The organism is Flavobacterium gossypii (assembly GCF_014138495.1).
GTDB classification, from domain to species: Bacteria; Bacteroidota; Bacteroidia; order Flavobacteriales; family Flavobacteriaceae; genus Flavobacterium; species Flavobacterium endophyticum.
Genome location: NZ_JACJIS010000003.1, coordinates 347,150 through 368,277 on the forward strand (window position 1 = coordinate 347,150; position 21,128 = coordinate 368,277).

Annotated in this window: 19 protein-coding genes and 1 rRNA gene; 13 read left to right on the top strand and 7 right to left on the bottom strand. The window is 37.1% G+C overall.

What is annotated here, in order from left to right:
• Window positions 1-20: 20 nt before the first annotated feature.
• The gene (locus GGR22_RS14635) at window positions 21-629 is read left to right on the top strand and encodes a fibronectin type III domain-containing protein (RefSeq protein WP_182494262.1); all 609 of its coding nucleotides are present in this window, start codon (window positions 21-23) and stop codon (window positions 627-629) included.
• 168 nt (window positions 630-797) lie between these two features.
• Here the strand turns inward: GGR22_RS14635 and GGR22_RS14640 are convergent, their stop codons facing one another.
• Entirely contained in the window at window positions 798-1,037 is a 240-nt protein-coding gene (locus tag GGR22_RS14640) for a SymE family type I addiction module toxin (protein ID WP_220477669.1), read from the bottom strand.
• 140 nt (window positions 1,038-1,177) lie between these two features.
• Here GGR22_RS14640 and GGR22_RS14645 point away from each other — a divergent pair, with 140 nt between their 5' ends.
• From GGR22_RS14645 to GGR22_RS14675, 7 genes are all read left to right on the top strand, one after another.
• Window positions 1,178-1,597, top strand: a complete 420-nt coding sequence (locus GGR22_RS14645) for a helix-turn-helix domain-containing protein (protein ID WP_182494263.1) — start codon at window positions 1,178-1,180, stop codon at window positions 1,595-1,597.
• 56 nt (window positions 1,598-1,653) lie between these two features.
• Window positions 1,654-2,016, top strand: coding sequence for a hypothetical protein (locus GGR22_RS14650; RefSeq protein WP_182494264.1), 363 nt, complete (start codon window positions 1,654-1,656; stop codon window positions 2,014-2,016).
• Between the two features lie 61 nt (window positions 2,017-2,077).
• Window positions 2,078-2,854: a hypothetical protein gene (locus GGR22_RS14655; protein ID WP_182494265.1), complete on the top strand. Its 777-nt coding sequence runs from the start codon at window positions 2,078-2,080 to the stop codon at window positions 2,852-2,854.
• A 512-nt stretch (window positions 2,855-3,366) separates the two neighbouring features.
• Window positions 3,367-3,873, top strand: coding sequence for a hypothetical protein (locus GGR22_RS14660; protein WP_182494266.1), 507 nt, complete (start codon window positions 3,367-3,369; stop codon window positions 3,871-3,873).
• 28 nt (window positions 3,874-3,901) lie between these two features.
• Window positions 3,902-4,210 (top strand): hypothetical protein, encoded by a 309-nt coding sequence (locus GGR22_RS14665; RefSeq protein ID WP_182494267.1) that lies wholly within the window; start codon window positions 3,902-3,904, stop codon window positions 4,208-4,210.
• Window positions 4,211-4,252: 42 nt separating this feature from the next.
• Window positions 4,253-4,687: a DUF1801 domain-containing protein gene (locus GGR22_RS14670; protein WP_182494268.1), complete on the top strand. Its 435-nt coding sequence runs from the start codon at window positions 4,253-4,255 to the stop codon at window positions 4,685-4,687.
• Between the two features lie 127 nt (window positions 4,688-4,814).
• On the top strand, window positions 4,815-6,377 hold the full coding sequence (locus GGR22_RS14675; protein WP_182494269.1) for a T9SS type A sorting domain-containing protein: 1,563 nt from the start codon (window positions 4,815-4,817) through the stop codon (window positions 6,375-6,377).
• Between the two features lie 395 nt (window positions 6,378-6,772).
• Here GGR22_RS14675 and GGR22_RS14680 read toward each other — a convergent pair whose 3' ends face one another.
• From GGR22_RS14680 to gldJ, 4 genes are all read right to left on the bottom strand, one after another.
• Window positions 6,773-7,168, bottom strand: coding sequence for an ExbD/TolR family protein (locus GGR22_RS14680; protein WP_121376927.1), 396 nt, complete (start codon window positions 7,166-7,168; stop codon window positions 6,773-6,775).
• A complete protein-coding gene (locus tag GGR22_RS14685; protein ID WP_182494287.1) occupies window positions 7,149-7,865 on the bottom strand; it encodes a MotA/TolQ/ExbB proton channel family protein in 717 nt (238 codons plus the stop codon). Before GGR22_RS14685 ends, GGR22_RS14680 begins: the two co-directional genes overlap by 20 nt.
• A 147-nt stretch (window positions 7,866-8,012) precedes the next feature.
• Window positions 8,013-9,296: a UDP-N-acetylmuramoyl-tripeptide--D-alanyl-D-alanine ligase gene (locus GGR22_RS14690; protein WP_182494270.1), complete on the bottom strand. Its 1,284-nt coding sequence runs from the start codon at window positions 9,294-9,296 to the stop codon at window positions 8,013-8,015.
• Between the two features lie 64 nt (window positions 9,297-9,360).
• Complete coding sequence (gene gldJ / locus GGR22_RS14695) at window positions 9,361-11,025, bottom strand: gliding motility lipoprotein GldJ (protein ID WP_121376954.1); 1,665 nt, start codon at window positions 11,023-11,025, stop codon at window positions 9,361-9,363.
• A gap of 211 nt (window positions 11,026-11,236) precedes the next feature.
• Between gldJ and porU the strand changes: the two genes are divergently transcribed.
• The 5 genes from porU to GGR22_RS14720 all read left to right on the top strand — a co-directional run bounded on the left by porU (window position 11,237) and on the right by GGR22_RS14720 (window position 19,689).
• Entirely contained in the window at window positions 11,237-15,082 is a 3,846-nt protein-coding gene (gene porU, locus GGR22_RS14700) for a type IX secretion system sortase PorU (protein WP_182494271.1), read from the top strand.
• 43 nt (window positions 15,083-15,125) lie between these two features.
• Entirely contained in the window at window positions 15,126-16,304 is a 1,179-nt protein-coding gene (gene porV / locus GGR22_RS14705) for a type IX secretion system outer membrane channel protein PorV (protein ID WP_121376930.1), read from the top strand.
• 72 nt (window positions 16,305-16,376) lie between these two features.
• The gene (gene cdd / locus GGR22_RS14710) at window positions 16,377-16,859 is read left to right on the top strand and encodes a cytidine deaminase (RefSeq protein ID WP_182494272.1); all 483 of its coding nucleotides are present in this window, start codon (window positions 16,377-16,379) and stop codon (window positions 16,857-16,859) included.
• A 146-nt stretch (window positions 16,860-17,005) separates the two neighbouring features.
• The gene (pdhA, locus tag GGR22_RS14715) at window positions 17,006-18,004 is read left to right on the top strand and encodes a pyruvate dehydrogenase (acetyl-transferring) E1 component subunit alpha (RefSeq protein WP_182494273.1); all 999 of its coding nucleotides are present in this window, start codon (window positions 17,006-17,008) and stop codon (window positions 18,002-18,004) included.
• A gap of 5 nt (window positions 18,005-18,009) precedes the next feature.
• Window positions 18,010-19,689 carry a pyruvate dehydrogenase complex dihydrolipoamide acetyltransferase gene (locus GGR22_RS14720; protein ID WP_182494274.1) on the top strand — a complete coding sequence of 560 codons (1,680 nt, stop codon included), beginning with the start codon at window positions 18,010-18,012 and terminating at the stop codon, window positions 19,687-19,689.
• A 50-nt stretch (window positions 19,690-19,739) separates the two neighbouring features.
• On the opposite strand, the gene GGR22_RS14725 is transcribed toward GGR22_RS14720, so the two are convergent.
• Complete coding sequence (locus GGR22_RS14725) at window positions 19,740-21,065, bottom strand: glycosyltransferase (protein WP_317169797.1); 1,326 nt, start codon at window positions 21,063-21,065, stop codon at window positions 19,740-19,742.
• Window positions 21,051-21,128, bottom strand: a 5S ribosomal RNA gene (gene rrf, locus GGR22_RS14730); the annotation flags it as partial. The genes rrf and GGR22_RS14725, both read right to left, overlap by 15 nt.

A 21,128-nucleotide genomic window follows, 5' to 3' on the forward strand; every position in this document is an offset into this window, starting at 1 on the left:
TAATTAAAAAAAGCAAAGAAATGACACGTATCAAGATCATTACTTCGTTCGGCAAATATAGTGATGCCGAACTAGAGCAAAAGGCAGAACTGATTGTAGACAGCATGACAGGCAATGCCAATTTCACAAATCCGATGCCACTTATTGCCGATCTAAAAGCAGCTACAACCGCTTTTGACACGGCCATCATCAAGGCCAAAGAGGGCGGCAAGACAGAACATCTGAATCGAGAAATCAAAAGACACGAGCTTATCGCCATGTTAGAAAAGCTGGCGCTTTATGTGCAGATTGAAGCAGACGGTATCGATGCTGTATTGGCCAGCTCGGGCTTTACGCTCAGCAAGCAGCGGCAGCCAGTAGGCATCTTGCCTAAGCCGCAAAACTTTGCCGTGCATGCAGAAAATGTAGGCACAATAAAGCTAAGCCTAAAAACCATACAGGGTGCAAAAAGCTACCAGTATGAATACCGCAAAAAGGGAGAAAAGGCGTGGGAAGTTATTGTGTTTACCAAAGCCACACTACTGCTTACAGAACTCGAAAGCGGCCAGCAGTATGAATTTAGAGTTGCTGCGATAGGCACGGTATTGCAAAGAATCTATAGCGATGTGCTGAGCAGTTATGCACTTTAAATAATGGAAAGTGGATAGGTGGCAGTAGATAGTTGGTTGCGTTGGGGTTTGAAAATGTTTTTGGTTTTGTAGGTTGCTTGCTCTTACTTGTAGTCTCTGGTTCCACTTCCTTTCTGACTTTTCAACTTTATAACTTTCAACTATAAACTATCAACTATAAACTATCAACTATAAACTATCCGCTTTCTTAATTACAATCATATTCTTTTTTACCGTAACCGTCACGTTATCGTCTATATTAAAGCCACATTCTTGCACCCATTTGCCTTGAATCCTGATTTCTGGAAACCAGACTAAATAGGCAAGCATAGAGTATCTTACTCCTCTCGGAAAGGACTTAGCAAAAACCTTGAGCCTGCGTTCTTGCATCTTTTTGTTTGTGTTTCTGTTTGGTTTTGAATTTTCCATGTGTGTATAATTTTATACGACGAAGCTAACACCGGCACAAAATCATAAGCAAGTCAGTAAAAGGATAGTTTATTCTTGGGCACGCATAATTCAGAACCAAATATTTATTTATATTTAACAAAAATTTTATACTTACGATTATGATACACAATGACATGCCACACAAAAAAATACACCAAGGAAGAAACATCAAACGCTTTCGCGAAATGCTGGGAATCAAACAAGAAGCTCTTGCTTTTGAACTGGGTGACGACTGGAATCAAAAGAAAATATCTTTGCTAGAACAGAAAGAAACCGTAGAAGCCAATATATTGGCGCAAGTTGCTAAAATATTAAAAGTGCCTGTAGAAGCATTTGAGAATTTTGATGAAGAACAGGCTGTGAATATTATTGCGAATACTTATTCTTTTCAAGATTTTAAAGATAATGCCAGTGCTTCGGGATTTAATTACCAACCATCCTTCAATCCAATTGATAAGATGGTGGAGCTTTATGAGCGTATGTTGCAACAGCAAAAGGAAATGATTGAGAAGTTAGAGAGGTTAATTGGGGGAAAGTAAATTTTCCGGAAATTTTCATATATAGACAAGTAATAGCCAACCTTAAAAAAATAAAGATGGAGCAGAGATATATCAATTCTCAACAATTATCGGAATTTATAAATAGACATGATTTAATGAACAACGAATCAAATGTTCTATTTAATGCAGTAATCTCAATTACAACTGTAAATAACAAAATAAGAAATCAACAAATGAAAGTTATGATTTTGTTAGATAGTTTTGGTAGTTTAGGTAAGATATTATTAATGCAAAGTGGTCTTGATCCAAAACTCTACCCTACTATCTTTGAAGCCAATTGGCAGGATATGGAGCATATTGACGAAGAATATTTATTGATAAAAGATGTACATACCAAAAATGCATCAATTGGGGAATATTCAGTAAAGATAGTTCCCTTAGAAAAAACAAATGAATAGGACCCCTAACTGCGTCAAACCATAGCATATTTGCGATAATATTAAAACAATTTATCTGAAATTGAAACCTCAAGATTTAATTGACGGGATTTTACTAGAATTCTATAAGAAATATAACGTTCGACATAAAACGCAAAGTAACCAATTATTAAACTTATCTCGATATTTTAATTTTAGATTAAAATTGATTGAGATAAAACCTAGAAAAGTACACGTTGCTAAAGAATGTATAACTAAAATCTTTCTTTCTGAACATAAAAATGATATTCTTCTTCTAATTGATAAGATTAAAAAAGGCTTTGACATAAACCCCTATCAAAGTAAGCAGTCGTTCAACGTTGATTATCATGACATGATGTTTAATGATTGGGGAATTCATCATTTACATTTGAATCACAATAAAGAAAAAGCTAAAGATTACTTTAATAAAAGAACAGGAGATTTATTGATTATAAAATTTGACAAGGATAACGCTTACGTAATTACGATTAAACATCACCATGACAAAAATGTATGGAGTGATACAGATACTATTCGTTCAATAAGAGATAACTGGAATTATTTATTAAAACCGTTTGAGGTAGGAAATGGAAATTGGAACCCAAAACTAAAAGATAGCGAAATAGCAATCATGAGAAACAAAGGGTATACTTTCCCCATTAATGTTGATGACAAAACATATTTAATGCTAGGTCATGGTTATGCCAGTTCTGGTGATAATATAGCAGCCGGAACTTTAGCAGGTAACGTATATAGGTGGATTGGAGAAAATCTTGAGCTATTTAATAAGGACAAAGAATACTTTAAAGTTTTGTTGAAAAAGAAAATGCATCTATAAGTACTGTTAGCAAACCTCCTTTTACGCTATTACTGCTTCAGTTATCCCAAGCTAATACTAGCGTTATGATCGTATCATCTAAATATTTGGTTATAGAATATTTAGATCAGACAGAAAAAAGAGCCTATCGCTCGTATCTGCAAAGAAATACGTTTACTATTATTCTATTTCAGGATTAACGCAAAAAAACATACATAGATGGAAAGAATCGCTTTTTATATGATTTATATTCTACCCGTTTTACAAATTTTATTATATCTATATACCGATGCTAAAAAAGTTAGATACGGAAAACTATATGTTTTTTTAGCTATTCTTGTAACCTATTTCTGTATTCCATTTGTTGTTGATTATTTTTCGCCCAATAAAAATGGATGCTTATTGCCCGTAATTTCGATGTTCTGTGGGATTTGGATTATTGGGATATGTTTCACATGCATAACGCATTTGCTTTATATGGCATTTAAAAAAATTAAGTTTGCCTATAATAAAACTCAAAAAAAGAATCCTAAATGAAAAAAAAGCTTTTCCTTATTCTGTTCACTGTCTTGAGCTCTTATCTGTATTCTCAAAGCAAGATAAATGTTCCTACAAAATTCCCTACCGAATATGGAAAGTTTACTTTTTCTCTCGGTTCTAAAATAACACTAGAACTAAAAGAGATTGAGAACAGCAAATACGAATATAAAGTCTTGACAATCGAGCCTATTAAAGGCTACTATGATTTGGATAAAAATGAAGATCTTTTTTCAAAAAAACCACAAAAGAACACCATAGAATTATTTTTTATGGGCGCCTTTTATAACGGAGGAAAAGAGGATAAGGATTGGAAAAGTGTATTATTGCTTAGAAACAATCTTGAAAAGCCAATAACATATAAAGCTGATATAAAATATTATTTTTCGGATAAATTTGAAAATACCAGCATTGTGGGCGCTTTTCCTAAAACAGCTACTAGTGAGCTTTGGGGACATAAAATTGATTATATAACATTGTATGGTTTTGAAAAGCTAAAATAGAACTATACTTTAACCTTGAATTTTAACAATGGCACCTGTTCATCTAATCCTTCCAATGTTTGTTATTCAAGTTGTTGCTTATATCTTGCTTGATAAATATAATTTAAGCAGGTGGAAATATTTGGTATTGGTTCTGTACTTGATCTTAGATTTCTTTATACTTCCGGATTACTTAATTCCAGATTATAAAGATGGCGAAATAAGATGCGGCATGCCTGCCTTGGCAATTACATTTGCATTTTGGATTTTTGGCGGAGGCTTAACTATCATTACGCATTTTATTTACTCAATTATAAATAGTAGTAATAGAATGAAAATGGAACGTCGCAACGGTTAGACATCCCAGCAAGACGTATAAAAAACAAACAGTTGCGTTGATATGAACACAAAAGAACAAATCAAAACCTATATCGAAAGCCAAGAAGAACCTAAACGTGCTGATATGCAAATGTTGCATCAGCACATGCTTCAACTGTTGCCTAATAGTAAATTATGGTTTTTAGACGGCACAGACGCTACGGGTAAAGTGATTGCAAATCCGAATATAGGCTACGGACAGTTTATGATGTGCCATAAAGATGGTTCTTTCAAAGAATTTTATCAAATCGGCATAAGCGCGAATACAACAGGTATTTCGGTTTATATTATGGGACTCGAAGACAAAACCTATTTACCCAACAACTTTGGAGCTACAATAGGCAAGACAACAGTAACTGGCTATTGCATTAAATTCAAATCGCTGAAAGATATAAATATTGATGTGCTTGATGAGGCAATACGATATGGATTGAGCAAACAGATAGAATTAACATAGTTATCGGCAAAAGGACGAATAGCTTAACTGATGAAAAATCCGTTGGGCGGCTGACCCCTTGTATTTGCGAAAACTCTATCTTTAACAGAAATTAGTCCATCTGTTTTAAACTCAACTCACAAGAATTTTGAAAAATATTAAAGAATTAATGTATCATAAAAAAATTACTATGAGAAATATTTACATGTTTGTAGTTATGCTAATTTCGACCAGTTCGTTCTCACAGCTTACCTATATACCAAACAGTTCATTCGAAGAAAAACTTATTTACTTAGGTTATGATTCTGGCCCAATAGATCATTATGTGCCTACTGCAAATATTAGCGGCGTGACATCATTAACCCTAGACTTTATAGGTTCTGTTACTGGAATTGAGGATTTTGTTTCGTTAACAGAACTTCATATCTATAACTATTCTTTACAGAGCTTGAATTTGTCACAAAATATTGCTTTAAAAACGTTAACTTTAGATATTAGCGGATATGAATTACATACTCTGGATTTATCGAGCAATACTGCATTAACAACTTTAGATCTCTACAGCAATACGCTAAATAATGTAAATTTTTCAAATAATACCGCATTGACCAAACTCACACTTGGTGCCGGCTTTTTTGGCTCTACTATATACCATTTCGATGTCTCACCATTAGTTGGATTAACAGATTTTAGGCTTTATGGCAATGTGACATCTATAGATTTAAGCACTAATACATTATTGCAAAAAGTAGACATCCGTACATTCGACGCACCGTTAACCACACTAAACTTAGCATCTAATACATTGCTAACGGACTTATCTATAGATAGCCCAGTTGCTAATGATGATTTTCTTTCGAACCATCCTTTATTAGAAAACTTATATGTTAAATCAAACTCTATTTTAGAAATTGATGCCTCTGTCGCACCTAATTTAAAATCGGTCAGAATTAACAGTGAATCGCTGAATCATCTAAATGTCGAACAAAATTCGGTATTAGATTCATTATCAGTTGACGCACTTCAAATGCGAGCAATCAACCTTACCAATTCACCCCATTTAACATACCTGTATCTTAGAGGAGGTTATACATCTTTAGATTTATCGCAAAACCATACCTTGAAGAGCCTAGCATTATCTCGCGTTACTTTGCCAACCCTAGATTTATCGCAAAACCAATTATTAGAAAAGATGACTCTATATTCAAGTCAACAATTACAACATTTGGATTTATCATCTAATACTGCTCTAACTCGACTTGACATTTATAATAATTATCAATTAGCCGCATTAGACTTAAGAAATGGAAATAACCAAAACATACAATATGCTCATATCGGTTTGAATCCCATGCTGACTTGTGTTTATGTAGATAATAAAAATGCTAATTACCTACTAAATACCGAAATTTGGTCGGCTGGTTTTAGTGGAAGTTACGTCAACAATGAAGCAGATTGTAGTCTAGGCATTTCGAATAAATTACAACCCTTTGCTTCTGTTTATCCAAATCCGGTAAAAAATACTCTGTATATCGAAACAACAAATAATTCTATACCTGAAACCATTATTATTAGTGATGCCACTGGTAAAGTTATTGAGCAAGTGAAAAATACTTCTCAAATTGATGTCTCTTCATATGAAACAGGTTTATATTTTATGAGTTTTCCGTTTTCAGAAAAAAAGGTAACGGTAAAGTTTATCAAGATGTAAACCGACTAGACTATTTTTAGGAATATAAAGTTCAGATAGTTTAAGAAAAATTATTAAACAAACTAATAAAATTAAACCCTTCTTTAATTTCGAAGAAACATTAGAAAACATGGAAAACAAACAAGCATCATCATTTATTTTTGGCATTATAGCCATCATCGTAGGATCGGCATTGTATAGGGAATTCGACTTTCAAAATCTAAAGTTTAAGAATATAGGATTAGGTATTATTTACTTAGTCGTTTTTGTATTTTCTGTTTATATTCTTGTAAAAAATTATAAGAATAGGGTTAGGAAATAACGTTTAAATGATTAGCTACTTGAAAATATTGGGTTGGAATCCCAACAAAAAACGCTCCGGTTTCCCGAAGCGTTTTTTTTATCTCTTGTATTTTTTATTTCTTATCTGTAGCGATCACAAACTTTAAGTTGTTCTTGACACCAATCTGAAGCAGATCGACCAAGTCTTGTACTTGCAGGTTATACGGTATTCTTACAATTACGGTCTGGTCTTTGGCATCGCCCATTTTGTTTAATAGCGTCGCTTCCAATTCTTCGAAAGAAACATTTTGCTTGTCGACATAATACTGTTTCTCTTCCGAAACCGACAGCGTAATGTGCTGCTTGTTCGTTTTATCATTCTGCTGCGTTTTAGGCAGCGTCATCTTGATTACGTTCGGATTTGCCAGTGTTGATATGATCAAAAAGAACAACAGCAAAAAGAACATAATGTCACTTAGGGAAGAAGTAGCTACTTCCGCGTGAAATCTTCTATTTCGTTTTAGAGCCATCGTTAGGTCTTTGGATTATACTTACAAATTCCAATATCTGCTTTTGGACGTTCAGGGAGAAATTATCAATCACCCCATTGAATAAGTGATAGCCTGCATAGGCAATGATTCCTACAACAAGTCCGGCACCACTACTGATCATCTTTTCATACAAACCGCCAGAAATATTACCGATACTAATATCTTCGGTCTGCGAAATGCTGTAGAAAATCTTGATAACTCCAGAAATCGTACCTACGAAACCTAAAGTCGGCGCAATACCGGCAATAAGCCCCAAGTGTCCCATTCTTTTCTCCATTTCGCCAATTTCGATATTGGCAGCTCTTTCCATATTCGATTCGATTTCAGAAATCGGTCTCCCGATGGTCAGGATTCCTTCTCTCAAGACATTGCCAGAGGCTGTGTTTGATCTTTCGGCCAAAGACAGGGCAGCGTTGATGTTTCCAGAATTCAACTGAATGCTGATATCTTTGATCAGGTGCGAATCTTGCTTGGTTGCTTTCTTGATCGAAAGGTATCTTTCGAAAATCAAGTAGAAGGTATAAAAAAGAAGGATGACGATTGGAACCAGGAAGGCTCCTCCTTTCATCAAGAAACTAAACAGATTCATTTCTTCATTTTTTGCGATTCCCTCAATTACTGTATTGGTAGAAGCTTTTGCAATGGTATCAGTCTGCAGTAAAATGGTTGAAAATATCATAAATATCGTTCGGAATTTTGGTTATTTGAATCGTAAAGCATTTTATTGCTTCAAGACAAAAATAAGTTTTTTATTTAGTTTTAAAAGTATAACGGCAGTTTTTAAAATATAGTATCTCTCGGCACTCTCTAATTGCTGTCTCGGCTATAACAATTCTAGCGTTCTTTCTAATGCCATGCCTCGAGATCCTTTAATCAGCATCGTTTTATTTTCTATCTTTTCTTTCGTAAAAGCTTCTGAAAATTCATCGAACGTCTCAAAAAAGAGCAGGTTCTTTTTGTCTAGCTTGTTAGAATAAAAGTCTTTGCCGATAAAATAGGTGGTAGCTTCTTTTTCATTCTTAAGCAATGCTACTATATGCTTGTGTTCGCGCAAGCTCTCTTTGCCCAGCTCAAACATATCGCCTAAAATTGCGACCTTATTTGGCTTGTCGAGCTGCAAGAAGTTCTTGATGGCTACTTCCATGCTGCTCGGATTCGCGTTATAGGCGTCCAATATGATTTCGTTAGAATTCTTGACCAGCATCTGCGAGCGATTATTTTCTGGAATATAGCTTTCGATGGCTTCTTTTATTTCGTCGTCTGAAATCTTGAAATAACGGCCGATCGTAATGGCAGCGTTGATGTTGTTTGCATTATACAGGCCAATCAGGTGCGACTTGACTTTTATTCCATCAAATTCGACAGCGACAAATGGATTCGCCGTAATCTTGTTAATCAAGACAGAAGCATTTTTGTCGGAATGGCTGAATGTAATGCGGAGATTTTTTTCTGTCTTTTCTCTTTGGATGGTATCATCAAGGTTTACAAAGACGTATTTATTGTTTTCGGAAAGAAATTGGTACATCTCGCTTTTGCCTTTGATAACGCCTTCTACTCCTCCAAAGCCTTCTAAGTGCGCCTTTCCGAAATTGGTAATATAGCCAAAATCGGGACGGGCAATGCTACACAAGAATTCTATTTCTTTTTGATGGTTGGCTCCCATTTCTACAATTCCGATTTCAGTATCCGAATTAAAAGAAAGCAATGTGAGCGGCACGCCGATATGATTGTTTAGGTTTCCGATCGTAGCTTTTGTAGTGTATCTTTTTGAAAGCACTACATTGATTAGTTCTTTAGTAGTTGTTTTTCCATTACTTCCTGTCAACCCAATAATCGGCAGTCCTAGATAATCTCTATGGAACTTAGCTACTTCCTGCAATGTTTCCAGAGTATTGCTAACCAGAATTGTCCTGTCGTCTATAAAATATTGTTTGTTATCAATAATAACAAACGAAGCTCCTTTTTCTAAGGCTTCTGCGGCAAAAGTATTGGCGTCAAAACGCTCGCCTTTGATAGCAAAGAACATGCAGTTATCTTCAATCTTTCGAGTATCGATCGAGACGGAAGCGCATCTTAAAAATAAATCGTGTATGTCTTTAATTTCCATTACAAGTGGTTTAAAAAAACAAAAGCCCTAATAAAAGGGCTTTTGTAGAATTTAGTATAGAAAATTAGTTTCTTGCTTTTTTCTTTTTGTCAGATTTAGGACCTACTCTAGACATTGCACATCTGAATCCGATGTAATCAGTAGCCATATCTTGAGGGAAATATCTTCTTTGAGCTGGGTCTAACCAATACGCTCTGTCTCTCCAAGAACCACCTTTGTAAACTCTAACATTATCATCTACCAAAGTTGTTCTTTTTGATGAATGGTCATATTTACGAACCATATTTCCTAAACTGTCAGTAGTTACATTATGTTTTGGAGAATCGTACATTCTTTTAGAATCATCTACTTTCTCACCGTCTTCAGAACTTCCGAAGTCATAATATCTAGTTGACTGCTTGTCACCATCTCTGTAGTTTCTGTTATCAGACTTGTCGAAATTTTGTCTCAAGTAAGTTTCTTTCTCATCAACCGGAACTTGAGCAATTTGTCCAGGGAAGTTTCTTGCGATGATCTTACCGTTTGCCAGCGTATCATAAGCGATGTTTTCTCCTGTAACGATTTCAGCTTTTCCGTCTTCGCCGATTTTGTTTTTCATGTAAACGTTACCTCTGTAGTAGTTGAAGTCATTTGCTTCATCATCAACAATCGGTCTGTAAACATCGGCAACCCATTCTGCAACGTTACCTGCCATGTCATACAATCCAAAATCGTTTGGTGGGTAATATTTAACTACGTTCGTGATATCAGCACCGTCATCAGACCATCCTGCAATTCCGCCGTAATCTCCTTTACCTTGTTTGAAGTTAGCCAATTGGTCACCTCTAACTTGTCTTTTTCCAGAACGAGTGTAGTTTCCTTTCCAAGGATATTTCTTTTGACCTCTGTAAAGGTTATATTCTCTGTTTCCTACGTCAGCAGCAGCAGCATATTCCCACTCAGCTTCAGTTGGAAGTCTGTATTCTGGAAGTATGATACCAGAAGTTCTTTGAGCATATAAGTTAACACTGTCTTTAGATTTTCCTCTTCTTCCTTTCAAGACGATTTCTTCGTTACCACCGTACGTTTTAGTCGGCGTATTCAAGTAAGTCTCAGTACTGAAAGTGTTGTCACCTTTAGCATCTGTAACTTTAGCATCTCTTTTAAGGTAGCCTTCTCTTTCAAGAACATTTTCGTTCACACGGTCTGTTCTCCATTTGCTGAATTCAACAGCTTGGATCCAGTTTACACCAACTACAGGATAGTTTGCATAAGCAGGATGTCTTAAATAGTTATTGGTCATTGTTTCGTTATAACCTAATCTATTTCTCCAAACTAATGTATCAGGAAGCGCACCTTCGTAGATATTTTTATAATTTTCATCTTCTGGATCAAAAACTCTTTTTAACCAGTCAAGATATTCCATATACATAAGATTGGTAACTTCAGTCTCATCCATATAGAAAGACTGAACGTGCTGCTGGTTAGGAGTATTATTCCAATCGTGCATCACATCGTCTTGAACCTTACCCATAGTGAACGTTCCTCCTTCAACCAAAACCAATCCAGGTGCAGTCTCTTGCTTCTTGAATTTAGAGTTGTATTGGAACCCGCCTTTCTTGTCATTGATTTTCCAACCCGTGGCAGAAGATGCGTTTTTTGAACTGGATTTTTTACTACAACTAGTAAAACCCATAACCAATGCTAAGGACAGCATCAGCTTCAAAGCCATAATTTTGTTTACTTTCATACTTTCAGTAGGTAATAAATTTCGAGCCGCAATATAATAATTAACCATTAAACTGCAACAACAATTTTCAAATATTAATAAAAAACTAATTTTTTGTTAAAAGCCTTTTTTAAGAACGCAAATTTAATGGGTTTATTGTACTTAATATTAAGTTAAAAAAATTATTTTTACTTTTCGTAATAATTAAGCGCAGTCAGCGTTATTCAAGTTAATGAAAAAGATTACCTTCCTCTTATTGCTTATGTGTTCTTATGTTTCTTTTGCCCAGCAGAGAGACAATATTTCCATTGAATGGATTGACAACTCAGGTATTTATTCTGAGCAGATCCAGATAAAAGCACCTATCTTTAAATCGTCCAGCTTTCAGTATGATTATGATAAGAAAGCTATTTTTTTCAATATTAAAATCCCTGTATCGGGTTTTGCCGACGAAAGCAGCCTGCAGATTACCAATATTGTTTACGAAACGATTAGTCGCGAACAGCTGGGCGATTTAAGAACAGCATCGATTCCTTCTACTATAGGAGCGACTATCACGAATATGAACAACGCTGCCTCTCAAAGAGCGGTGCTTGCCTTGTCGCCTATCATTAAATCGGGCACAGGTTTTCAAAGAGTAAAATCGTTCACCTATTCATTTACGACAACAGCCAACAGGCCGAGCCGTTATTCTATCCAGAGTTCTGCATCTATTTCAAATTCTGTCTTGAGTTCGGGTGACTGGTACCGATTTTACGTCCTAAAATCTGGAGTATATAAAATATCAAGGAGCTTCCTGCAAAGTTTAGGCATGAACCTAAATGGCGTAGATGCCCGAAACATAAAAATTTATGGCAACGGAGGCCGAATGCTTCCGCTGCTCAACGGAACTTTTTATCCCGAAGATTTGGCCGAAAACGCTATTACTATTATAGGAGAAAACGACGGCTCTCTTGACAACCAAGATTACATTCTTTTTTATGCCGAAGGACTTGACAACTGGAACAGCGAAAGCCAGACACACAACAATTTGTATGCAGACCGGTCGTATTATTATGTAACAGCGCAAGGCGGACCGGGAAAAAGAATCGGAAATATGGACGTTATTAACGACAACCCGACGCTTAACGCTACTACTTTTGACGATTATCAATATCATGAGCAAGACAAGACAAACATAGGCCGCTTGGGAAGAAAATGGTTTGGAGAACGGTTTAATATCGAAAACGAACAGACTTTTGACTTCAAGTTCCCGAATATTGCTACAGGAACCCAGATAAAACTTACCGTTAACACAGCCGCAGCTGCTTTTTCGGCAACGACTATGAGCGTTACTGCTAACAGCCAAAATATAGGCGCGATGAATTTCCCACCTACAAGTACTGATGGCGATGTTGCATTTGAACGAAGCCTTACAGGCAATTTCCCTGCAGCAGAAAATGTTGCTGTAAAATTAAGCTATAACAACGGAGGCGTTCCTAGCGCCGATGCTTATCTGGACTATATTATAGTAGAAGCCAAAAGAAACCTGCAAGGTTATGGAAAACAATTCCGATTCCAATATAATGATGCCGATGTCAACACGGGAGTAATTCAATACCAGCTTTCGAACGCGGCAGGTATAACGCAGATATGGGATATTACAGACATCTATAATGTAAGAAAAGTAGAAAATAACGGAGCGGCCACATTTGCTTTTAAAGCATATTTGGGCGAAGACCGAAAATACATTGCCATTGATGCCTCTGATTATTATTCGCCGTTAAAGGAATCCAAAACCCGCGTAGCAAATCAGAACCTGAAAGGAACTATCCTTAAAAATTCTCAAGGCGCATTTCAAGACGTCGATTACTTAATCGTGACTCCTGCATTTCTGAATTCACAAGCAGAACGATTGGCAAATTTCCACAGGACACATTCGCAATTGAACGTAAAAGTTGTCAATCTTGAAAATATCTACGAAGAGTTTTCTTCTGGAAAGCAAGATATCGGAGCAATCAGAAATTTTGTAAAATACATCTATAACAACGGATCGATTCCTACCAAGCGAATCAAATACCTGAATTTGTTTGGAGATGCTTCTTTCGATTACAAAAACAGGATTTCAAACAATACGAACATCGTACCCGTATTTCAAGCCCTGAACAGTTTTTCGCTAGGCGGCTCTTATATGTCTGACGATTATTTTGCCATGCTAGACGACAACGAAGGAACAATGACTTTAAGCGGCTCTGTTCAAGATATGGAACTTGCCGTTGGAAGAATGCTCGTTTCGGATGCAAGACAAGCACAAGAAATGGTCACTAAGGTTATTGAGTACCACGCTATCGAATCGTACGGAAAATGGAGAAATAACTTTGTATTGGTTTCTGACGACGTAGATGTGGCTTGGGAAAATTCAATCCAAACTGGAATTGATGCTTTAGGAAACCAGATTGCAGCACAGAAACCCTTCGTGAACGTAGAAAAAATACACACCGATTCTTATGTACAAGAAGCTTCGGCAGGAGGTTTCCGTTATCCAAAAGCCAGAAAGGATTTTGTGGATGCGATCAACCAAGGCGCTTTGGTCTTTAATTATTTCGGACATGGCGGTGAAGACGGACTGGCAAAGGAAAGAATTTTTGAAAAAGCCGACGCTCAAAACTTAAACAACCGTTATAAGTATCCGCTGTTTGTGACTGTGACTTGTGAATTCACAAGATTTGATAATCCTTTTAGACCAACGGCCGGAGAATATACGTATTGGAATCCGAAAGGCGGCGCCATATCAATGGTAACGACCACAAGACAGATAAGCGTAACAACCGGACAAGATATCAATGAAGCTTTTTCTAGTGAATTATACGGCTATGGTACCACGAGCAATGTTCCAATATCAGAAGCACTAAGGGTTGCAAAAAACAATTACAACGGCACGGCCTTGATGGTTTCATATGTCGGCGACCCGGCATTAAGATTAGCCATCCCGAAGCCTACGATAGTCTTGACCAAAATAAACGACCAGCCAGTAGCTTCTTCTACTTTTATTTTTAATGCTTTGAGTCCAGTAAAATTATCGGGTGAGGTAAGGAATGTAGACGGAAATGCTATACTTCCTAACTACAACGGCAATTTATCCGTAAATATATTCGATAAAAACGTACAGCGAACTACTTTAGGAAACGATGGCATAACCGATGGGACGGGCAACCTAATCCTGATGGATTTTGTCTTATTAGGAGAAACTGTTTTCCGCGGCAACGCATCGGTTACCAACGGACAGTTTGAATTTAATTTTGTAGTACCAAGAGACATTTCTATACCTGTCGGAAACGGAAGAATCAGCTTTTACGCGAAAAAGAACCAAGTCCTCGAAGACCAGACAGGCTACAATACTGATATAAAAATTGGAGGAATCAATCCGAATGCCGTCGCCGACAACATAGGCCCGAGAGTGCGATTGTACATGAACGACGAAACGTTTATTTCGGGAGGCATTACCAATGAGTCACCTATATTTTTAGCTTTCTTGGAAGATGAAAACGGAATCAACACCGCCAGCGGAATCGGGCACGATATTGTCGCAATTTTAGACGGAGACGAAAACAATCCGTACATACTTAATGACTATTACGAAACCGAATTAGACAATCATACAAAAGGAAAAGTACGTTTCCCTTTCCGAAATTTAGCAGTTGGACTGCACACAATTACCTTCAAGGCTTGGGATGTGTACAACAATCCGGTGACAGCAGAAATACAATTTATTGTGGTTGGAGATGAAACCGTGACCTTAAAAAATGTACTGAACTATCCTAATCCGTTTGTGAGCTACACGCAATTCTGGTTTACCCATAACCGCCCGTACGAGCCGTTAGAAGTACAGGTACAAGTCATTACCATTACTGGAAAAATCGTAAAGACAATCAATCAGATAGTAACGACAGAAGGCTTCTTATCTAGAGAGATTTCTTGGGACGGAAAAGATGATTTTGGCGACAAGATAGGCAAAGGAGTATATGTCTATAAGCTGACGGTCAAATCGACCCAGACTAACAAAAAAACAGAAAAATACGAAAAACTTGTTATACTTTAATAAAATACTATATTTGTTCAATTCAATTAATACCAATCTCAGAATGAAAAAAACCGCATTATTTATTATCTGCATATTAGGATTCAACATAGCCAATGCCCAAGAAGAAAGCCGAGTGATTACAACTGGAGTGCCTTTTCTTCTTATTGCTGGTGATGCAAGATCTGCTGGTATGGGCGACATCGGTGTTGCTTCGTCTCCAGATGCTTATTCACAGCAATGGAACCCTGCAAAATATGCCTTTTCGTTAGACAAACAAGGCTTTTCTGTAAGTTATACACCTTATCTTCCAGAACTTGTAAATGATATTTCTTTAAGCCAGTTGACTTATTTTAACCGAATCAGCGAAAGAAGTGCTTTTGCCGGAAGCTTGCGTTACTTCAGCCTTGGAGTTATCGAATTCAGAAATGACAACCCAGATGATCCAGCGGTAGAAGTAAATCCTAGCGAATTTGCCGTAGACTTATCTTATTCTTTGAAATTAAGTGAAAGATTCTCTATGTCGGTTGCCGGAAGATACATTCGTTCCAACCTGAGATTGGCGCAATTGAGCAATGATGCTTCAGCAGCAAGCTCATTTGCAGTCGACATTTCTGGTTACTATCAATCTGAAGAAGTAGCCTACGAAGATTTTAACGGAAGATGGAGAGGTGGTTTCAATTTCCAAAATTTAGGTCCAAAAATCAATTATGACTTAGACGATTCAGATGAAGGCTCAAACTTCCTTCCATCAAACTTGAAACTTGGAGGAGGATTCGACTTTATCTTTGACGAATACAACAAGGTTTCTTTAAATGCAGAAATAAACAAGCTATTGGTTCCAACTCCGCAAAATCCAGATTTAAATGGTGACGGCGACATCACCGATGAGGAAAGAGCACAAAACAATAGAGATTACCGTTCCATCGGATGGACAGAAGGAATCTTCAAATCATTTGGAGATGCGCCTGACGGAATAAAAGAAGAATTAAAAGAAGTTACTTGGGCTTTAGGAGCTGAATATTGGTATCAAGATTCATTTGCTGTAAGAGCAGGTTACTTTAACGAAAGTAAAGAAAAAGGAGCCAGAAAGTTCATTTCGCTTGGAGCCGGATTTAAATACAATATCGTAAAATTAGACGTATCGTACTTATTCTCTGCTTCAAAAGTCAGAAACCCATTAGAAAACACATTGCGTTTTTCTCTTAGCTTTGCCTTCGGAGATCAATATGATGAATATTAGTATATAATTTAAAGTCTAAAAAATCCAAATTGCTTTCATTAGTAATTTGGATTTTTTTTCCTCAAAACATTTATGAAACAAATCAACATTACGACCACTTTCTCAGTATTTGACAACAAAGAAGAATTGCCAGAAGATGTGCAAAATCTGATGAATCAAGCTATTGAAATACGAAAAAGAGCCTATGCGCCTTATTCAAAATTCAGAGTCGGAGCCGCCATCTTTTTAGATAATGGCAAAGTTGTTTTGGGATCCAATCAGGAAAGCGCTGCCTATCCGTCTGGACTTTGTGCCGAAAGAGTTGCCATATTCCAGGCAGGAGCTATTTATCCGGATGCTAAAATCTTGAAAATCGCGATTTCCGCCACATCCGATGAAAAGCCGGTCACTTCCCCTATTCCACCCTGCGGGGCCTGCCGCCAATCCATATCCGAATACGAATTCAAGCAGAATTATCCGATTGAAATTTATTTTATGGGAGAAACGGGAGCCGTTTACAAATCAGACTCTCTCAAAAATCTGCTTCCATTTATGTTTGATAAAAACTTCTTATAAAAAAACCTAAAATTTACCTTTTAAGTTTTACTTCTAAGTTGGAATGTCTTATTTTTGCCTTTCGCAAATTTGTGTGAGGAAACTATTTTGCGTCTTATTATTTTTAGCAATTTACTGGCACAATAACGTTTAGCAAAAAACAAACAATGAAAGAAGTTACAAAAGAAGTTTATTTGAAGTGGTATGAAGACATGCTGCTTTGGAGAAAGTTTGAAGACAAATTAGCCGCTTTATACATTCAGCAAAAAGTAAGAGGATTTCTTCACTTATATAATGGTCAGGAAGCTGTCTTGGCAGGCGCTTTGCATGCAATGGATTTATCCAAAGACAAGATGATTACTGCCTACAGAAACCACGTTCAGCCAATCGGAATGGGCGTTGACCCTAAAGCCGTTATGGCAGAATTGCTGGGCAAAGTTACCGGAACATCAAAAGGGATGGGCGGTTCTATGCACATATTCTCAAAAGAAAAAGGATTCTACGGAGGCCATGGTATCGTTGGAGCTCAAATTCCTGTAGGTGCTGGTATCGCTTTCGCTGATAAATATTTTAATACTGGCGGCGTTACATTAACCTATTTTGGTGATGGAGCAGCACGTCAAGGTTCTTTGCATGAAGCTTTCAATATGGCCATGCTTTGGAAACTTCCTGTTGTATTCATTGTAGAAAACAATGGCTATGCGATGGGAACTTCTGTAGAAAGAACAGCAAACCATACAGATATCTGGAAACTTGGTTTAGGGTATGAAATGCCATGCGGACCGGTTGACGGAATGAACCCTGTTAAAGTTGCAGAAGCAATGCACGAAGCAATCGACAGAGCACGCCGAGGTGACGGACCGACATTCTTAGAAATGAAAACGTACCGTTACAGAGGACACTCAATGTCTGATGCACAATTATACAGAACTAAAGAAGAAGTGGAAGAATACAGAAAAATCGACCCAATCACTCAAGTTCTAGATGTGATCAAAGAAAACAAGTATGCTACCGAAGCAGAAATTGAAGCAATTGACGAAAGAGTTAAAGACTTGGTAGAAGAATGCGCTCAATTTGCAGAAGAATCACCATTCCCAGAAGTACAACAACTTTACGATGTTGTTTACGAACAAGAAAACTATCCTTTTTTACCTCATAAACTTTAATCATTATGGCAACAAAAATCACAATGCCTCGCTTAAGCGACACGATGACAGAAGGAACTGTAGCCACATGGTTGAAAAAAGTTGGAGACAAAATTAACGAAGGCGATATCCTTGCTGAAATCGAAACTGACAAAGCAACAATGGAATTTGAATCTTTCAATTCAGGCACCTTATTGCACATCGGGATCCAAGAAGGAGAATCTGCTCCAGTTGACTCGCTTCTCGCAATTATCGGAAAAGAAGGCGAAGATATTTCAGATTTATTAGCTGGCGGAAGTTCTTCAGACAAAAAAGAAGAAGCTCCTAAGGCAGAAACCAAATCCGAAGAAGCACCAAAAGAAAAAACAGAAGAAACGAAAGAAACTCCAAAAACAGAAAGCACAACGGCAGCTTTACCAAAAGGTGTTGTAGTTGTAACCATGCCGCGTCTAAGCGACACCATGACCGATGGAACGGTGGCGACCTGGTTGAAAAAAGTTGGAGATAAAATTAACGAAGGCGACATTCTTGCTGAAATCGAAACCGACAAAGCAACAATGGAATTCGAATCTTTCAATTCTGGAACTTTATTGTCCATCGGAATCAAAGAAGGCGAAACAGCTCCTGTTGACAGCGTTTTGGCTATCATCGGTCCAGAAGGAACTGACATTACTGGTATCGCAGAAAACTTCAAAAAAGGCGGTGCAGCTCCTGCTCCATCAAAAGAAGAAAAAACGGAAGAACCTAAAGCAGAAACAGCCGAATCAAAAGAAGAAACTGTAGAAACTGTTTCAGACGGAAAAAGAATCTTCATTTCTCCTTTGGCTAAAAAAATTGCCGAAGAGAAAGGCATTTCAATTTCACAAGTTAAAGGAACAGGAGAAAACGGTCGTATCGTAAAAAGCGATATCGAAAACTTTAAGCCTGCTGCGACTTCTCAAGCATCAGCTCCCCAACAAGAAACAGCTGCTAAATCAGAAACAGCCGCTACTCCTGCTGTAAAACCTTTTGTTCCAGCTGGCGAAACCTATTCAGAAGAAATCAAAAACTCACAGATGCGCAAAGTTATCGCTAAGCGTTTATCAGAGTCTAAATTTACGGCACCGCATTATTATTTGACAATCGAAGTTGCAATGGATAGTGCCATAGCTTCTAGAAATACAATCAATTCATTACCAGACACGAAAGTTTCATTTAATGATATGGTAATCAAAGCTTGTGCAATGGCCTTGAAGAAGCATCCAAAAGTAAACTCCCAATGGAAAGAGGATGTGACGGTAATCCACCATCACGTACACATTGGAGTTGCTGTTGCTGTTGAAGACGGTTTGGTTGTTCCTGTGTTAAAATTTGCTGACCAATTGAGCTTGTCTCAAATCGGAGCAAATGTAAAAGATGTTGCTGGAAGAGCCAAAAACAAAAAACTACAGCCAGCCGAAATGGAAGGAAGTACTTTTACCGTTTCAAATTTAGGTATGTTTGGTATTACTGAATTCACTTCAATCATCAACCAGCCAAACTCTGCGATTCTTTCTGTTGGAGCAATTGTTGAAAAACCAGTTGTCAGAAACGGCGAGATTGTAGTCGGCAATACTATGAAAGTAACGCTAGCTTGCGATCACAGAACCGTTGACGGAGCTACTGGAGCACAATTCTTACAAACACTAAGACAATACTTAGAAAATCCAGTTACGATGTTAGCATAAGCTAATTTCTCTATAAACAAAAAACCCGTCTTACGTTTAAGACGGGTTTTTTATTGCAATTTATTTTTAGCTTCAATCCACCGCGACATGTATTCAGTACTTTTTAGCATATGATGTTGTAGAATTTGTCCAATGAAATTTTTATTTCGATGGTGTTGTAGATTGTTTCGAAGTTTCTCCATCATTTCTATAAAACCTTTTGCATATAAATCCTTAGAGAATTTATTTTGCAAAATGACCACACCCTCTTTTTGAGCCTTTTCCCAAGTGATTTTTTCTTGATAAAGCTGTATAGCCCGATTTGCAAAATCTTCTGGATTATCGGCGATAAAGCCGTTCCAAACCAAATTAAGATGCATACCTTCCGCACCTATTGTTGTAGTGATACTAGGCGTCCCATATTGCATCGCTTCTAGAAGCTTTCCTTTTATTCCAGCACCAAATCGTAATGGCGCTAACATTACTTTTGCCTTTTCAATAACTTCTCTAGCCTCTTCAACCCTACCCATAATATGAAAATTTAATTTCGTATTATGCAATTGCAAAGCTTTAGCCGAAGGATAGGCACCATAAATATACAAATTAGCATCTGGAAGTTCTGCATGAATTATAGGCCAAAGGATTTCTCTCAAATAACGGACAGCATTCCAATTGGGTTCATGTAAAAAGTTGCCGATAAACATAAAATCTTTTCTTTCTTCATAAGGAGGAAAATCCAAAACTGGTGTAGCAAAAATAGGAAGATAAAACAGCAAGGAAGGGTCTACCTTGAATTCTTCAATCAAGAGATTCATTTCAAATTCAGAAATGATTAAGGAAATGTCTGATCGTAGAATGCTTGCAATCTCTCTTTTTGCAGTATCGCTAAACAAATCAGTAGTAACGAATTCTCTTTTTTCTTTAAAAGCATTTTGCCGAGCTAAGCGCAAACAATGTAAATCTTCTGTATCCAGAATTTTTAGAGCATCTGGGCAACAATTCGTAACCCTCCAGCCAAATTGTTCTTCAATTACAAAACGATCAAACAATACAATATTTGGATTCAAATCCTTGATAAAATCATCAAAGTTTTCATCATTTAAGCTGACAATTTGCTCGTGAACACCTATTGAAGTTAAATCAAATTGATATTTACTATACTGGGCCGGACTAACAAAGGTAATTTCATATCCAATCTCTTTAAACAATTGGATTAATTGCAATATCCTACTGCCAGCTGCCGAAGAATTTGGCTCAGGAAAGACGAGCCCTATTATTAAAAGTTTTAGTTTATGCATGTTGCAAAGAACGCCAATTTGATCAAGATGCCTTGCATATCTGCAAAAAAAAGAGTCCCTACGATATGTAAGGACTCTTTCAAAGGAAGGCGGCGACATACTCTCCCACAGGATTGCAGTACCATCTGCGCAGGCGGGCTTAACTTCTCTGTTCGGGATGGG

Coding starts and splice junctions, on each gene's coding strand:
- GGR22_RS14635 (WP_182494262.1), top strand. CDS start 21: ATGACACGTATCAAGATCATTACTTCGTTCGGCAAATATAGTGATGCC.
- GGR22_RS14640 (WP_220477669.1), bottom strand. CDS start 1,037: ATGGAAAATTCAAAACCAAACAGAAACACAAACAAAAAGATGCAAGAA.
- GGR22_RS14645 (WP_182494263.1), top strand. CDS start 1,178: ATGATACACAATGACATGCCACACAAAAAAATACACCAAGGAAGAAAC.
- GGR22_RS14650 (WP_182494264.1), top strand. CDS start 1,654: ATGGAGCAGAGATATATCAATTCTCAACAATTATCGGAATTTATAAAT.
- GGR22_RS14660 (WP_182494266.1), top strand. CDS start 3,367: ATGAAAAAAAAGCTTTTCCTTATTCTGTTCACTGTCTTGAGCTCTTAT.
- GGR22_RS14665 (WP_182494267.1), top strand. CDS start 3,902: ATGGCACCTGTTCATCTAATCCTTCCAATGTTTGTTATTCAAGTTGTT.
- GGR22_RS14670 (WP_182494268.1), top strand. CDS start 4,253: ATGAACACAAAAGAACAAATCAAAACCTATATCGAAAGCCAAGAAGAA.
- GGR22_RS14680 (WP_121376927.1), bottom strand. CDS start 7,168: ATGGCTCTAAAACGAAATAGAAGATTTCACGCGGAAGTAGCTACTTCT.
- GGR22_RS14690 (WP_182494270.1), bottom strand. CDS start 9,296: ATGGAAATTAAAGACATACACGATTTATTTTTAAGATGCGCTTCCGTC.
- gldJ (WP_121376954.1), bottom strand. CDS start 11,025: ATGAAAGTAAACAAAATTATGGCTTTGAAGCTGATGCTGTCCTTAGCA.
- porU (WP_182494271.1), top strand. CDS start 11,237: ATGAAAAAGATTACCTTCCTCTTATTGCTTATGTGTTCTTATGTTTCT.
- porV (WP_121376930.1), top strand. CDS start 15,126: ATGAAAAAAACCGCATTATTTATTATCTGCATATTAGGATTCAACATA.
- cdd (WP_182494272.1), top strand. CDS start 16,377: ATGAAACAAATCAACATTACGACCACTTTCTCAGTATTTGACAACAAA.
- pdhA (WP_182494273.1), top strand. CDS start 17,006: ATGAAAGAAGTTACAAAAGAAGTTTATTTGAAGTGGTATGAAGACATG.
- GGR22_RS14720 (WP_182494274.1), top strand. CDS start 18,010: ATGGCAACAAAAATCACAATGCCTCGCTTAAGCGACACGATGACAGAA.
- GGR22_RS14725 (WP_317169797.1), bottom strand. CDS start 21,065: ATGTCGCCGCCTTCCTTTGAAAGAGTCCTTACATATCGTAGGGACTCT.